Origin of the sequence: Caballeronia sordidicola (assembly GCF_001544455.2) — a bacterium.
Classification (GTDB): domain Bacteria; phylum Pseudomonadota; class Gammaproteobacteria; order Burkholderiales; family Burkholderiaceae; genus Caballeronia; species Caballeronia sordidicola.
The window spans coordinates 1-15997 of the sequence record NZ_FCOC02000034.1 but is presented as its reverse complement, the minus strand read 5'-3'; the positions used below and the strand labels follow the sequence as shown (position 1 = coordinate 15997).

General features: G+C 61.5%; 12 protein-coding genes. 10 read left to right on the top strand and 2 right to left on the bottom strand.

Going from position 1 to position 15997, the window contains the following annotated elements:
* The first annotated feature begins 224 nt into the window (after nt 1-224).
* The 10 genes from AWB64_RS29390 (at nt 225) to gbd (ending at nt 11640) form a co-directional block, all read left to right on the top strand.
* The gene (locus AWB64_RS29390) at nt 225-947 is read left to right on the top strand and encodes a GntR family transcriptional regulator (RefSeq protein ID WP_060858938.1); all 723 of its coding nucleotides are present in this window, start codon (nt 225-227) and stop codon (nt 945-947) included.
* 48 nt (nt 948-995) lie between these two features.
* Complete coding sequence (locus AWB64_RS29385) at nt 996-1802, top strand: SDR family oxidoreductase (protein WP_060858937.1); 807 nt, start codon at nt 996-998, stop codon at nt 1800-1802.
* A 34-nt stretch (nt 1803-1836) separates the two neighbouring features.
* Nucleotides 1837-2769 (top strand): 3,5-dioxohexanoate:acetyl-CoA acetone transferase, encoded by a 933-nt coding sequence (gene kce / locus AWB64_RS29380; RefSeq protein WP_060858936.1) that lies wholly within the window; start codon nt 1837-1839, stop codon nt 2767-2769.
* Nucleotides 2770-2847: 78 nt separating this feature from the next.
* Nucleotides 2848-3594: an N-acyl homoserine lactonase family protein gene (locus tag AWB64_RS29375; RefSeq protein ID WP_060858955.1), complete on the top strand. Its 747-nt coding sequence runs from the start codon at nt 2848-2850 to the stop codon at nt 3592-3594.
* Nucleotides 3595-3636: 42 nt separating this feature from the next.
* Nucleotides 3637-4764 carry a sugar ABC transporter substrate-binding protein gene (locus AWB64_RS29370; RefSeq protein ID WP_060858935.1) on the top strand — a complete coding sequence of 376 codons (1128 nt, stop codon included), beginning with the start codon at nt 3637-3639 and terminating at the stop codon, nt 4762-4764.
* A gap of 10 nt (nt 4765-4774) precedes the next feature.
* Nucleotides 4775-6304, top strand: coding sequence for a sugar ABC transporter ATP-binding protein (locus AWB64_RS29365; protein WP_060858934.1), 1530 nt, complete (start codon nt 4775-4777; stop codon nt 6302-6304).
* A 40-nt stretch (nt 6305-6344) separates the two neighbouring features.
* Nucleotides 6345-8444 (top strand): ABC transporter permease subunit, encoded by a 2100-nt coding sequence (locus AWB64_RS29360; protein WP_060858933.1) that lies wholly within the window; start codon nt 6345-6347, stop codon nt 8442-8444.
* Between the two features lie 17 nt (nt 8445-8461).
* Nucleotides 8462-9409: a 3-hydroxyacyl-CoA dehydrogenase gene (locus AWB64_RS29355; protein WP_060858932.1), complete on the top strand. Its 948-nt coding sequence runs from the start codon at nt 8462-8464 to the stop codon at nt 9407-9409.
* 13 nt (nt 9410-9422) lie between these two features.
* Nucleotides 9423-10325, top strand: a complete 903-nt coding sequence (locus AWB64_RS29350; RefSeq protein WP_060858931.1) for an SMP-30/gluconolactonase/LRE family protein — start codon at nt 9423-9425, stop codon at nt 10323-10325.
* Between the two features lie 175 nt (nt 10326-10500).
* The gene (gene gbd / locus AWB64_RS29345; protein ID WP_060858930.1) at nt 10501-11640 is read left to right on the top strand and encodes a 4-hydroxybutyrate dehydrogenase; all 1140 of its coding nucleotides are present in this window, start codon (nt 10501-10503) and stop codon (nt 11638-11640) included.
* A 74-nt stretch (nt 11641-11714) separates the two neighbouring features.
* On the opposite strand, the gene AWB64_RS29340 is transcribed toward gbd, so the two are convergent.
* A complete protein-coding gene (locus AWB64_RS29340; protein WP_060858929.1) occupies nt 11715-14726 on the bottom strand; it encodes an EAL domain-containing protein in 3012 nt (1003 codons plus the stop codon).
* A gap of 190 nt (nt 14727-14916) precedes the next feature.
* A complete protein-coding gene (locus AWB64_RS29335; protein ID WP_208603335.1) occupies nt 14917-15633 on the bottom strand; it encodes an N-acyl amino acid synthase FeeM domain-containing protein in 717 nt (238 codons plus the stop codon).
* Between the last annotated feature and the right edge of the window lie 364 nt (nt 15634-15997).

Here is a 15997-nt window from a genome sequence, read left to right as displayed (position 1 = left end):
CTCCTGGTTTTTGGATTGACGGAAAAAGTTTTCACCAGCGCAGCGTGTTGCACATCTCGTGCCTAATCGCCTGCATTAGCCAAGTTTGAGGCGCACGCGTGACAGGACGTTGTGGCCCGCGTTTTCCCCTATGTCTTCGCGGTTGACTCGAAACCGAACGGGTAGCACACTTCGTGACATAGTGTGATCACAGGTCACAGATCGCGTAAGGAGTCGTTTAATTCATGGCACAAGGCACGACGCGTGACACCACGCGCGAAACAGGTGAACCGCTGCCGCTGGAACTCGTGGCGCGCGAAACCATGGCGGGGCGGGTTTATGCGCAGTTGCGCGAAGCGATCATGACGGGCCGCTTCGCGCCCGGCCAGGCGCTGAGCCTTCGCGGCGTGGCCGAGGCGGTGGGTTCATCGACCATGCCAGTGCGCGCCGCGCTGACGCGGCTGCAGGCGGAAGGCGCGCTGATCGACGGTCCGGGCCGCGCGCTCATGGTGCCGCCCATGACGCTGGAACTGCTCGACGAGTTGCGCGACGTGCGGATTTCGCTGGAAGGATGCGTTGCGAAACGCGCGGCCTCGCGCATGACAAACGAGCATTTGAGTGCGCTGCAGGCGGTCTTCGACGCGATGAACGAGCATGTGGAAGCCGGCGACGCCCCGGCGTATTTGCGCAGCAACTTCGAATTTCATATCGCCATTTATACGCATGGCGCGAGCGATCTCACGCTCGCGACGATCCAGAACCTGTGGATGCGCATTGGTCCGTTCCTGAATCTCGTGGCGCCGGATATTGCGCACATGAGGTTATCGATGGCGGCGCACAGGAAGATTGTCGATGCGCTCTGGAAGGGCGATGGCGAAGGCGCGCGCGCGGGTATAGAGGAAGATATCGGCGGCGCCGCAGCGGACTTGCAGGAACGCTTGCAAAGCAGGGAGGCGGCGCGCGCGTAGCTGGATTCAAGGACTCGACGACCTATAAAAACATCAACGGAGACAAGCATGACGGTTCTGCAAATGTTGAAGCCGCACGCGGGATTGCGCGTGCTCGTGACAGGCGGCGCATCGGGCATTGGACTTGTAATGGCGCGGGCTTTTGTCGATGCCGGTTCGCGTGTTCACGTCTGCGACGCAAGCGCGGACGCCATTGAGACGCTGCTCAAAGCCGAGGAAAACGCCGAGATGAACGCGATCACCGCGACCCTTGCGGATGTGTCGGATCGTGCGGCCGTGGACCGGGTTTTTGATGACGTCGCCGCCCAGCTCGGCGGTCTCGACGTGTTGATCAACAATGCGGGCATCGCGGGTCCGACTGGCGGTATCGACGAGATGGACGTTGACGACTGGGAGCAGACCGTCGACGTGAATCTCAACGCGCAGTTCTATTTCGCGCGCCGCGCCGTGCCATTGCTGCGCGAGGCGCGCGACGGCGGATCGATCATTGCGTTGTCGTCGGTGGCGGGCCGGCTGGGTTACGCGTTCCGTACGCCGTATTCGGCGACCAAGTGGGCGGTGGTCGGCCTGACGAAAAGCCTCGCAATAGAACTCGGGCCGGACAACATTCGCGTCAACGCCATTCAGCCGGGCATTGTGAAGGGACCGCGCATCGAGCGCGTGATCGCCGCGCGCGCCCAGCAACTCGGCCTCTCTTATGAAGACATGGAGAAGGACTATCTCGCCAAGATCTCGCTGCGCCGCATGACGACGCCCGAGGAAGTCGCCGCGACCGCGCTGTTCCTGTGCTCGCCGGGCGGCAGCGGCATTTCGGGGCAGGCCATTTCGGTGTGCGGCAACGTCGAAGTGCTTTAAACACGTCACTCATCTCTCGCGAGGTCTGAAAGCAATGGCTACGAAGCGCAAGGTCATCATCACGTGCGCGCCTACGGGCGCGATCCACACACCGTCCATGTCACCCTACTTGCCGGTCACGCCGCAGGAAATTGGCGATGCCGCGCTGGCGGCGGCAAAGGAGGGCGCGGCAATCCTGCACCTGCATGCACGCGACCCCAACGACGGCCGCCCGACGCAAGACCCCGCCGTGTTCCAGCAATTCCTGCCGCGCATCAAGGCCGAGACGAATGCGGTGATCAACATCACGAGCGGCGGCAGTCCGCACATGACGGTGGAAGAGCGCCTGAAGCCGGCCCACCACTTCAAGCCGGAAGTTGCATCGTTGAACATGGGGTCGATGAACTTCGGTCTCTACCCCATGTTCGACCGCTTCAAGGAGTTCAAGCATGACTGGGAGCGCCAGCATCTGGCCAACAGCCGCGACCTGATTTTCAAGAACACGTTCAAGGATATCGAATACATCCTGACCTCTTGCGGCGCGAACGGTACGCGTTTCGAGTACGAATGCTACGACATCTCGCACCTCTATAACCTCGCGCATTTTGTTGATCGCGGACTCGCGAAACCGCCGTTTTTCGTGCAGAGCGTGTTTGGCCTGCTGGGCGGCATCGGGCCGCATCCGGAAGACCTGATGCATATGCGGCGTACCGCCGACCGGCTCTTCGGAAGCGACTACGTCTGGTCTATTCTCGGCGCGGGCCGCCATCAGATTCCGCTCGCGACGCTTGGCGTGGCCCAGGGGTCGAACGCGCGTGTCGGGCTCGAGGATTCGCTGTGGATAGAAGCCGGAAAGCTGGCCGAATCGAGCGCGGCCCAGGTCGTGAAGATCCGTCAGGTAATAGAAGGCCTGTCGCTCGCCATTGCAACGCCCGACGAAGCGCGCGCCATGCTCGGGCTCAAAGGCGCGGACAACACGAACTTCTGACGCCACCCTTCAACCGCCTCCTTTCAACCTTTTATGGCGGAGATCACTGTGACTGTGCCGAAACTCAAGGTGGTCGCCATGCCTACGGGGTGGCTGACTGTTGATCGTTCATCGCAGATATATGGCCGGTATTACGGCCAGCAGATCAAGGTGCCCGTCTGGTCGACGGCGATCGTGGGCGGCGATAAAAAGATCGTCGTCGATACCGGCATCCACGATCCGGGCTGGGTATCGAGCTTCGTGTGCCCATGCGAACAGGCGCCGGAAGAACGGCTGGAACGCGCGTTGAAGGAATACGTGGGATGGAGCGCGGACGACGTCGATATTGTCATCAACACGCATCTGCATTACGACCATTCAGGCGGCAATACGCTCTTCAAGAATGCGCGTTTTATCGTGCAGGCGAGCGAATGGGAATACGCGGGGCATCCATTGCCCACGCAAGCCACGTTCTATCAGGAATTCCTGATAGGCCGCGAACCGCTCGCGTATTTCCGCTGGCAGTTCGTTCATGGCATTACCGACATTGCTCCGGGCGTGCGCGTGGTGCCCACGCCCGGACATACGCCAGGCCATCAATCGGTTGCAGTGGACACTGCCGACGGCGTGGTGCTGATCGCGGGCGATTGCGCAAGCTGCATGGAGAATATCGTCGATCTCGTGCCGGTCGGGATCGTTCATGAGACCGCCGCCGAACTCGCATCGCTCAGGCGAATCCGGCAGATTGCGGACTTCGTCATCCCCGGTCACGACCCGAATGTCGTGGCGGGATCCGCAGGTATCGAACTGCCTGCAAGCGCTCGTTTGAAACACGTCGAAAGTTAGTAGTACAGGCATAAATAACCATACGCAGGATCGGAGGAAGACATGAAAACGCTGACGAACACCATCCGTCGGGCGGCGCGGCTTGCGCTTGCGGCCTCGTTGCTCGCGACGCTGGCGGTATCGCAACACGCCACGGCTGCGGGGAAATACAAGGTATTTCTATCGATGAGTTATGTAGGCAACGACTGGCAAACGGAAGCGGCGAACATGGTCAAGGCCATGGCCGCGACACCCGGGCTCAAGGACAAGGTCGACCTGGAAGTGCAGGTCGCCGGCACCGACGCGCAAAAGCAGATCCAGCAGATCAACTCCATGGTTCAGGCGGGCGCCAAGGCCATTGTGATCTATCCGATCTCGCCGACCGCGCTGAACCGGGCGATCAAGAACGCCTGCTCGAAAGGCGTGATCGTGGCCGCGTACGACGGCGAAGTGACCGAACCGTGCGCGCATAACGTGACCATTGACCAGAAGCAGGCCGGGACCGTCACGGCGGAATGGCTTGCGAAGACGATCAATGGCAAGGGCAATATCGTGCTGATCAACGGCGTGCCGGGCACGTCGGTGGATCGCGCGCGCACCGAGGCGGCGAAGGCGGTGTTCGCGAAGTATCCAGGGATCAAGATCGTTGCCGAAGGCACCGGCATGTGGAGTCAGGCCACGGCCAAGACGGAGTTGTCGAAGATCCTTGCGACCAATAGCTGGGACAAGATAGACGGGCTGTGGATGCAGGTGGGGTGCTTCACGGCCGCGTCCATGCAGCTCGAAGCGGGCATAGCCGACGACAAGGTGAAGCCGTGCGCGGGTGAGTCGTCGAACGGACATCGCGTGCAGATGCTGCCGCCGGGAACCGTGAAGGGCGATGGGTCATATCGCTCGATCGGATACCGGTCGATCTCCTACGGCTCGCCGCCGTACTCGGGCGCGCTGGCGCTCAAGATGGCCGTGGGCAAGCTGGAAGGCAAGGATTTCCCCCCGCATGTGACGCTCAAGTTGCCGCTGGTCCTCACGTCCGAATCGAAGCTGTGCAAGACAGGTTCCATCGATGAACTTAAGGCCGGCTGCACCGCGTTCACGCCGGACAAGGTGCCGCCGGGCTGGTTCGCCGACATTTATTCGGCCGAGACGAGCGAGGTCGGTTTCAACGCGGCGTTGACCGGCAATCCGGATTAAGGAGCGTTTCATGCAGAGCCACTCACAGGCGGTGGACGGCGGCTGGGCAATCGACCTGTCGAACGTGACCAAGCGGTTCGGCGCAACCGTTGCGCTGGACAACGCGTCTTTTCGCGTCAGGCGCGGCGCCGTGCACGCGCTGCTTGGCGAGAACGGCGCGGGCAAATCGACAACGGTCAAGCTGCTTTCGGGATTGATGCAGCCGGATGAAGGCAGCATCTCGATCCTCGGCCGCAGCGTGAACATGCGCGGCCCGAAAGACGCGCATCGGGCAGGCGTGCAGACCGCGTTCCAGGAAATGACGCTGGTCCGCGATCTGACGGTCGCGCAAAACCTCCTGATGGCGTATGAACCAACCGGTTGGTTCGGCCGCATTCGCCAGCGGGAGGCGCAGCGGCAGGCGGCCGAGTGGCTCGACAGGCTTGAACTGGGCGATGTGCGTCCCGGCGCCTATATCCGCGATCTCGCGCTGCCGGTGCGCCAGAAGATCGAGATTGCGAAGGCGCTCGTGCGCAAGCCCGAAGTGCTGTTGCTCGATGAACCGACATCGGCGTTGTCGGGCCGCGATGTTTCATGGCTTCAACGCCGCATAGAAGAGATGAAGGCGCGGGGCGTTACGTTCGTGTTCATTACGCACCGCATGCAGGAAGTGCGCGAGTTCTGCGACAGCCTGACGGTGTACAGGAACGGCCACGACGTAGGTGCATTCGATACCTCCTCCATCTCCGACGACGAAGTCATCCGGCTCGTCATTGGCCGCTCGATGGAAGCGAAGTATCCGCCGAAGCTTGCATCTGCAGCCGTGCTCGAAACGCCCGCCATGGAAGCGCGTGCCATCAAGGTGGACGGCGTGGTGAACGACTTCGACCTGACGCTCAAGGCAGGCGAGGTCCATGGCATCGCGGCGCTTCAGGGCATGGGGCAGCGCGAGATTTTCGAGGCATTGTTCGGCGCGGAATTTATCGATGCAGGACAAATACTCGTCGATGGCAAACCGGTCACGCTGACGTCGACGGCTGATTCGTTGAAGGCGGGGATATCCACGAGTTTTCTGCCCGAGGATCGCAAGACGGAAGGCTTGTTCCTGCGTCTTCCGGGTGGAGAAAACGTCTCGTTGCCGGTAATCAAGCGCTTTACGCGCTTCGGTTTGATCGACCGCAAACGCGAGCAGGCGGCGGTCAAACGAGCACTTGCGCAAATGGAAGTCAATCCGCGCGCCGTGTACAAGCCGTGCCTCTCGTTCTCCGGCGGCAACCAGCAAAAGATCGCGATGGCGAAATGGCTGCTCACGCAAAGCCGCGTGTGGCTGATGTTCGACCCGACACGCGGGATCGATGTCGGGACGAAGCATCAGATCTTCGTATTGATGCGCGCGTTCGCCGCGGCCGGGGGCGCCGTGCTGTTCTATTCCACCGACGTGCCCGAACTGGTGAACGTGTGTGACCGTGTCTCGGTGGTGTATCGCGGGCGAAATGTGGCCGAACTGACAGGCGACGCGCTTACCGAAGAGAACGTGATGCGCAAGATGCTGTCGAGCTAGAAGTAATGTTGAGTCGAACCGAAGCAACCAGAGGTCGATCATGAAAATTGCAATTGCGTCACCCGACAGCGAGATCGTGCGGCCAGGCGCGCACGTCGGATTGCGGGCGCGCATCGATCATTATCGCGGGCTGATCATCGCCATTGGCGCGCTTCTCGCGATGTTGATCGCGTGGGTGTCGCTCTCGGCCACGCCCGTTGGAATGTATGACATCGGTTCCGTGATCTCCAGCGGCACGACACTCGCGCTGGCAGCCATCGGGCAGACAATCGTGGTGCTGAGCGGCGGTTTCGATCTGTCCGCTTCGGCGGTAGTGTCGCTCTCCAACGTGCTTGCCGTGCGTTTCGTGCAAGGCACGCCGGTCGAGCAATGGGGCGGCGTTGCATTGATCATCGCGATAGGCGGCGGGATCGGCCTCATCAACGGCGCGCTGATTGCGTGGTTCAGGCTTCAGTCGATCGTGGTCACGCTCGCGACCATGTTCATGGTTCAGGGCCTGACGCTGCTGATCCAGAACAAGCCGGGCGGCAGTATCGGCGATCAGTTCGGAGGACTGATCACGTCGGACCTTATCCCCGACAAGGTGCCCATGTCGGCCGCCGTGCTGATCGCCGCGCTGCTGGTGTGGACCTTCGTCAAGCGCACGCGTTTTGGCGTTGGCTTGTACGCGCTCGGCAGCGATCCGGACGGCGCTTATTCGAACGGCATGCCGGTGCGTGGATATCGGATTGCTACGTACGCGCTCGCCGGGATGTTCTACGCGGCGGCGGGACTATATGTATCGGCGCAAACGGGTTCCGCCGATCCGCTCGTCGGTCGGCCATTGCTGCTTTCCATGTTCACCGCGGTCGTGCTTGGCGGGACGTGGCTGGGCGGCGGGCGCGGCGGTTGTGTCGGCACCGTGTTCGCGGCCATGACGCTGATGATTACCGTCAACATTCTGCTCGTGCTCAACGTATCGGCGTTTTTCACGACCATTGCTGAAGCGGTGATCCTGATTCTCGCCGTGCTGGGATCGTCCATCGGCAAACAGTCGGCGGCGCATCATTGCGCGCGATATGCCGGCCGGTGGCTGAGCGCATGGCGAACCGGAACGCGCGCGAGGGACGATCGGCGTGCACGCCGCGTGAACTTCGAAGTCGAGCACTTTCGTCCGATGGAAAACACCGAGCTCAAGGGCCGCGTGATATCGGACTGGATAGAACGCAATCGCGAATGGGTGAAGTACGTGGTGCCCGCCTATTTGCTGTTCTTCGGCGTCATCGCGATAACGGGCGTGGTGTACGGACCAGGCGTGCTTGCAAGCGCCAACTTTTATACGAGCCTGCTGACGTTGACGCTTTTCCTCGCGATCCTCGGCCTGGGTCAAGGTGCGGTAATTCTCACAGGTGGTCTCGATCTGTCCGTGCCGTGGCTCATCACGTTATCCGGCGTGCTGCTCACCGGCCTCACGCATGGTCTCAACGATGCCGCGCTCTGGGCCGTGCCGCTCGTGCTCGGCGCAGGGCTGCTGGTCGGCGTCTTCAACGGCGTCGGCGTGGTCGTGCTCGGCTTGCCGCCGATCGTGGTGACGCTTGCCGCCAACGGCCTGCTGCAGGGCATCACGCTGATCTATTGCAATGGCTCGCCGCAGGGCTGGGCGCCATCGGCAATAAGCAATTTCACGAACGGCCGCTTCGGGCCGCTGTCGCTGGCTGCGTGGTGCGTGCCGTTGTTCCTTGCGCTCGCGTTGTTGCTGTTGCATCGCACGGCGTTTGGGCGGCGTGTCTATGCGGTCGGCAATTCGCCCATCGCGGCCAAGCTTTCGGGCGTGCGTGTGGGCGCGACGCTGATCGCGGTGTATTGCCTCTCCGGGTTGTGCTCGGCGGCCGTGGGCCTGTTGCTCGCCGGCTTCAGCAGTCAGGCGTTCCTTGGCATGGGCGACCCATACCTGTTGCCATCGATTGCAGTCGTGGTCGTGGGCGGCGCATTGATCACCGGCGGCCGCGGCCATTACCTTGGCGTGTTCGGCGGCGCACTGTTGCTGACCGCGCTCGGCACGTTGCTCGCGGGAACCACCGTGCCGCCGGCCGTACGTGACATCATCAACGGACTTGTTGTGCTGGCTGCGGTGATCACGTTGCGCGACAAGAAAGCTTGAGTGTTCAGGAGCATGCGATGACAGCATCGAAACGTGTTGCCGTGATTGGATCGGGGCGCATTGGACGCGCGTGGGCCATCGTGTTTGCGCGTGCGGGATTCGAAGTGCATCTTCACGATGCCGACCGTGCAATGCTCGAAGGCGCGATTCCATCCATACGCGAAAGCGTTTCCGACCTCCGCGAATATGGTCTGGTCGATGAGTCCATCGAGCAGATTGCCGCGCGTATCAGCGCCCACGAAAATCTCGCCGATGCCGTGCACGATGTCGATCTGGTGCAAGAGAACATCGCGGAAATCCTGGAGGTGAAACGCACGCTGTTCGGCGAACTCGACAGGCTGACGCGTCCCGACACGGTACTTGCAAGTTCGACTTCCGGTCTGCCCGCGTCGACGTTCACGGAAGACCTTGCCGGTCGCGCGCGATGTCTCGTGGCGCATCCCGTGAACCCGCCGTCGCTCGTGCCGCTTGTGGAGCTATGCGGCGCGCCGTGGACCACGTCCGAGACGATCGCCCGCGCTCGTGCGCTATACGAGGAAGCCGGTCAACAGCCCGTCACTGTCACGCGCGAGATACCCGGTTTCCTCTTGAACCGGCTTCAGGGCGCGCTGCTCGATGAAGCCCTGAGCCTTTATGCACGCGGTTACGCGAGCGCGGCGGATCTCGATACCGTGATGCGCGACGGCCTCGGGCTGCGCTGGTCGTTCATGGGCCCGTTCGAAACCATCGACCTGAATGCGCCGGGCGGCATTTCGGATTACGCCACGCGTTATGGCGCGATGTATCGATCATTTGCGAAAGACAGCGCGCCGTTCGACTGGTCGCCCGAGAGCATCGCGCGGCTCGACGCCGAGCGTCGCGAAGTGCTGCCGCGCGGCGAGATAGAAAACCGCAGCCGCTGGCGTGACAGACGGCTGATGGCGCTTTTGGCGCATCGGCGAGCCACTGCAAAGTCAGACAAATAAACCGGAGACAACCATGATCGAAACGCGCCTGATCGTCGATGCCGACAATCATCTTGGTGAAGGACCGTTGTGGGATGTGAAGGAACAGCGCCTGTACTGGATCGACAGCACGGCCGCTGAAATCAGCAGTTGCCGCGCCGACGGCAGCGACATCCGGCGTTATTTCGTGCCGCGCCACATTGGTTCCATGGCCCTGCGCGAAGAGGGCGGCGCCGTGGTTGCGCTTGCCAACGGCCTGCATTTCTACGACTTCGATGCGCAGACGGTCAAGCTCATTGCGGACCCGGAAAGCGATGATCCAGAGACGCGTTTCAACGACGGCAAGGTCGACCGGCGAGGGCGGTTTATCGCTGGGACCATGGCCTACGACTTCGACCGTTACGACGCCGATCGCGGCCAGCGTTCGAGCCGTAGCGGCGCGTTGTATCGGCTGGACACCAACGCTCAGGTGACGCGGCTCGACGGCGGCATCAGTTGCTCGAACGGTCCTTGCTGGAGCCCGGACAATCGCACCTTCTATTTCACCGATACCTACGACCGCCAGATGTACGCATATGACTATGACATCGAAACAGGGTCTGTTGCGAACCGGCGCGTGTTTGCTTCCGCGCGCGACATGGCGGGAACGTTCGATGGCGCGACCGTGGATGCCGAGGGCTACGTGTGGTCGGCGCTCGTGTTCGGCGGTCGAATCCTGCGTTTTGCGCCCGACGGAACGCTTGACCGCGTGGTGCCATTTCCGGTGCGCAACCTGACGAGCGTGATGTTCGGCGGCCCTGAACTCGATATCCTTTTCGTCACCACAATGGGACGCCCGATGTGGGGCATTCCGCAGAAGGAGCGCGACAAGGGCGGCCTTTTTGCAATTACGGGGCTCGGCGTGAAGGGTTTGCCCGAGCCGCGTTTCGCGGGTTGAAGGATTTTGGGGCCAGGCGCGCTCAGACTTGAGCAAAAGCGATAGCGGCATGAAATCTTGTCAATGTTCAGGTCAGGGGGCCAAGCCTATACTGCATGACCAACCAGCGCGCGACGCGCTGCAAGACGCGTTTTCTGCCGGTCTGATAACCCATACATAGTGCTTGCCCATTGCCATGTCGCTCATCAATTACATCACGCAGATCCAGTTCGACTTCGGCGCCGTCAAGCTCATTAAAAGCGAATGCGAGCGCATTGGCATTCGTCGTCCATTGATCGTGACCGACCAGGGCGTGAAGGCCGCGGGCATAGTCGATACGGTGCTCGACGCCCTCGCGCAAGCCGGACCGGTCCCGGTCTATGACCGCACCCCGCCGAATCCCAACGAGGCCGCCGTACGCGACGCTGCAGCCCTGTACAAGCAATCGGAATGCGACGGAATCATTGCGATAGGCGGCGGTTCGTCGATCGACCTCGCGAAGGGCGTGGCCGTTTGCGCCACGCACGAAGGGCCGCTGCAAAGCTTCGCTGTCATCGAAGGCGGCGCCGCGCGCATTACGTCCGCCACGGCGCCGCTGATCGCGATCCCGACCACCGCGGGCACCGGCAGTGAAGTAGGGCGCGGCGCGATCCTGATTCTTGACGATGGCCGCAAGGTCGGCGTCATATCGCCGTACGTGGTGCCGAGGTCGGCCATCTGCGATCCCGAACTCACCATGAAGTTGCCGCCCGCGCTGACCGCCGCAACCGGCATGGACGCCATCGCGCATTGCATTGAAACGTTCCTGGCCCCGGCGTTCAATCCGCCTGCCGACGGCATCGCGCTCGACGGATTGTGGCGCGCGTGGCGTCACATCGAACGCGCCACGCATCGACCCGATGACCGCGTGGCACGCATGAACATGATGAGCGCATCGATGCAAGGCGCGCTCGCGTTCCAGAAGGGACTCGGGTGCGTGCACAGCCTGAGTCATTCGCTTGGCGGCATCAACCCGAAGCTGCATCACGGCACGCTCAACGCAATCTTCCTGCCCGCCGTGATCGACTTCAACAGCGCGGCGCAAAGCGTGAAGGATGAAGGCAAGCTCGGCCGTCTCGCCCTGGCAATGCAACTCGAATCCGGTGACCAGGTCAGCCCGGCGATTCGCGACATGAGCCGCAAGCTTGGCATGCCTTCGGGACTGGCCGGGCTCGGCGTGACGCATGACATGTTCGAGCGGATCATCGGCGGCGCGCTGACGGATCACAGCCACAAGACGAATCCGCGCGAGGCTACGCCGGATGACTACCGCGAGATGCTCGAACGCTCGATGTAATCGGTAGGAGTAATCGGTCCAGGCCCGTTAGCTCCTACACCGTGACTCGCGGGTAGCACGAGAAAAAATAATCGCTAGTGCAGGGGACTCGTCGAGCGATCGCTTTGCGCGAACTCAACGGTTCGTGGCCCGATCAACGCGAGAATCTCGGGGTCAGTAATGAAGTCCGCCGCCGACGTGGCCGCAAGGATCACATCCGGCAGTTGCGGCCGGGCGATAGCGAACCCCTGCACGTAATCCACGCCCATGGTCTGCAGGATCTCGAGCGTGTGCGCGTCCTCGACCCATTCTGCAATGCTCTGCATGCCGAGGTTGCGCGCGAGGCCCACGATCGCTTCGACAATCGCTGCATTTGCCGAAAATTCCCTGATACGCCGCACGAAACCGCCATCGATTTTCAAGGCATCGGCGGGCAGTTCGGTCAGGTAAGGGAACGACGTATAACCCGCGCCGAAGTCATCGAGCGCGACTTTTGCGCCGAGCCGCTGCACGCTGTCGATAAGACGCCGCGTATTGTTCAGGTCACGCAATGCAACGCCTTCCGTGATCTCGATGCAAAGCATGGGAACCACGTGCTGATACCGGCGCAGCAGATCGCCCACTTCCGCGACAAACCGTTCGTCGTTCAACGACGCGGCGCTTACGTTGACCGACACGAACCGCGTTCTCGACAAGCGCGTGAGGTTGCGGTCGATCCAGCACAGCGTGGTCTCCATGACCCATTTATCGACAAGGGAAATGGTGCCGTTGGCTTCCGCCGCCGCGATCACTTTCACGGGCGGGATCACCGTGTTGCCGGGACCGCGCATGCGCAGCAGCACTTCGAAATCCAGCGCGTCATACGGTGTTTTCAGCGACATGATCGGCTGCATCTCGAGGAACAGGCCGGTCAGCGGAAGATCGCCGCTGAACCGCTCGATCAGGCTCAATTCATGATGCCGTTCCACGAACATCGGTGCATCGCTCCGATACACCACCACGCGTCCGTTGCCGTTGAGCTTCGCTTCGCGGCAGGCGCTGTCGGCGGCCGAAATGGCTTCCTCCGCCCGCAAATCCGCAGGCGACTCGATCAAGCCGACCGATGCGTGCACATGGAACGCACGCTGGCCGATCTGATAGGACTCGCGGCCGATGGTATCGATAAGCGCCTGCGAAGCGAGCGCCGCCGCGTCCAGCGATGTATCGCGAAACAGGATGACAAACTCGTCGCCGCCGATCCGGCAAATCCGGTCGGCTGGCCGCAATCCGGTTTCAATGCGCGAGCAGACTTGCCTGAGCACTTCGTCGCCAATGTGATGGCCGAACAGATCGTTGATCAGCTTGAAGCGGTCGAGATCCAGATACGCGATGATCAGCGGTGTCGACTGGCGTCCGGCTGCCGTGGTTGTCTCGGCGATACACCGGTCGATACCGCGCCGGTTCAGGACGCCCGTCAGCGGATCGTGGTGCGCGAGGAAGCTCAGGGTATGGATCGCCTGCTGCCGCTCGGTAACGTCCTGCACGGAACCTTCCAGTTGCGTGCCGGCGGACGCCGCCTTGATCAGATAGTGGTGCTGGTGAGCGCCGCTTGGATGGGATGCAGCCAGGAGATCATCTGCTGCAACGGGCGGTTTGCCGTCGAGCGTCATTTCGAATTCGACCGCGCCCGTTTTCATCGCCTGCTTGTAGATGGGCCGCCAGCTTCCCGCCTCGAAGTAATCGTCCCAGTGCCGGCGTTGCCCGTTGTCCGCCATGCCGAGCATTGATTCGAGCGCCGGGTTGACGCGCACGAAACTGCCGTCGGGATCAAGCGTGAAAAGCCCGACCGGCGTCACTTCATAGGCGCGGCGGACCTCGGCTTGCGCCCGCAGACGCTCGGCGCGTTCGGCCCGCATCTGCTCGGCGATGGCGAGCGCCGCCATCAGGCTGGACACGAGCGCCGCCGTCACGCTATTGAACGCGGGGATAAAAAAGTGCGTCTTGAAAGCCGCCGAGGCAACCTCCGAAAAGCTCGCGAGCAACGCGATTGCGAGCGCGGCGCTGTACCAGAGCGCCGTGCGCGATGGCGCGATGATCAGCAAGCGAACAAGAATGAAGACGATCACCGCGATCGAAAAGCTCGCAATACTCCACATCAGCGGCAAGTAGAACCGGACTGGCAGCGCTATGGATGCGATCAGCAGCACCGGCCCGAGCCATTGAATGGCGCGAAGCAAACGCTTGTGCCCAACGCGCGGCAGGTCGTTCCTGAAAAGGTTCTGAAAGAGCGTCCACGTGAGGATGTAGTACACGGGGACCGTGATCTTGCGGATCAGCGAAACCCAGCCGAGCGGCAACGCCGAGCCGAGCCATTGTTCGTCCCAGCCCATGGAGATTGCGCCCAGACGGAGATTGCCGAACAGCCACGCGGCGAACAGCACGTAGACCCAGTCACGGTTGATGATGGCCGTGATCAGCACGAATGCGGCCAGCGTCGCGAGGCCGCCTTCGAGCAATCCTGAATGCCGATAGAACGAGTCGTTTCGATGCTTCAGATCACTCGTTGACAGGCTCAAGGCCGAGTGGACCGCAGGGCCGCTGAAGCGTGCCCGGCACACCACGCCGTCGCGTGGACTCGAAGTCACCGCAATGCCGCTGCCCGAGCGGGCGAGGGCGCCTGAAGCAGGCGCGTCTTTCGATACGCTGCCAATTGGCGCAAACGTCGATATGTCGAAACAACTGATCTGCTGGATATGCCGAGAGGGGAAAAAAATTGCCTGAGGAGCTGGTGCAGCGGCATTCAACACATCCGGTCCGGACGACTCGATCGAGAACCAGGTCGGCGCTTCGCTGAGCCGCGTATCGTAGCGATCCTGCAGCGGCTGGGCACGCAGCGCGGCGACTGCGCTCGCCACGTCAAGTTGGCTTTTTTGATCGACCAAGATGTGCATCGACAGCGGCCTGCCGCTTTCGGTGCCTGAGGGCGTGCCCGGGTGCAGTAGCACGATCAGCGACAGAATCCCGATAGCAAGCGGAGTCGCGTAGTAAGAAAACAGAAATGAAAACGTATCGATCGTGAAGCCGGCCCGCGCTCTCGTCCGACACTGCTTTCGGTCAAACCATTTCATTCATCGGCCTGTCAATGTGCGTGGCGGCATTGGATCGATCCCGCCGGCTGCGCAATATGGATGCGCGGCGGGTACTTTACTCGTAAAAAGCCGCCTCCGTCCGAAGGCTGAGGCGGCTTGGATGGCAACGTTCCAATTTCGACGGCAATGCCACGTCTTTCGGCGCGGCATGTACCTGTGTGAATGCCGGTTAGTAGTGCAACGCCTCGCCAGTGCCCGCAGAGCCGTTCGCTGTTTGCCCGTGCTGAGGCAGCAAGCTGCTTGGAGTATTGATAGCACTTGCTGAACCTGCTGCTGGGGGCCAGTTCAGAGAGGGCGCTGCGCTCAGATCGATATCCGGATGATGTGTCGCCACCATGAAATCATAAAGTGGATGACGCGCTTCATGCCAACGCTGCTGCGCCGTGGCTACTTCGAAAGCCATGACACGGTGCGGGATGTTGTTGGCGTGGGCAAGCGGAATAAACTCCTTCTCGCCGAAAACGTCGCGAAAAAGCATTGCGGCGTATTGGCGATCGAGCGGCGTTCGCGCGGCAATCACCATCCATTCGATTTTCTCAAGCATGCAGTATAAATAGAACGCTTTAAATAGCGCAGTTTTAACCATGCGTCCGGCAGCGCCGGCCTCGACCCCGAGCCGTGTTGCGCCGACCAGTTTGCCGGAGACCCAGTCAGGCAGGTCCACCGATGTCTGGAGCGAGAGCCTGCGATACCGGTTGCTCTGGATCCGCATGGTGCCGACGGGTGCGCCGTTGAGTTTCGCCTCCGCGAGAAAGATCAGGCCGCCAGGTTCGCGGTCGTAGGGTTCCGGCTGGTCCATCGTTCGGGCGAAATCGGGAACGTGCCGTTGATACGCCGCCTGCCGCATTTTCAGAGCGCGTTCGAGAGCCTCGTCGTCGGCGACCACGCGAACCGTGAACGGCAAGCGCGCCTCGCGTTGGATATTTTGCGACGCTGTGGTTTGCGCGGCCGGCGAAGGCGGCATGAACGATGGGCTTGCGAGCGTTGCCGCTCGAACTTCGTGCGTTGCGTCGTGCATGTGTTGCTCCTGGTTGAGCTGGCGCCGGATGGCGTCAGTAATCGGAGCTTCGCACGGACGTTAAATTGTGTAGTTCGCGGGGCGGGAGCTGGTTGCGGCTGAAGCGCGGCTTCTGTTAATTGAGTTGACATAACATAAATTATCAACTTTTTTACTGTAGGGGCAATATCCTAATGTCGTGTTTGAGCAATATAGGAATGTCGTGTTTTGCTTCTGGTGCGATGCTGGGAGC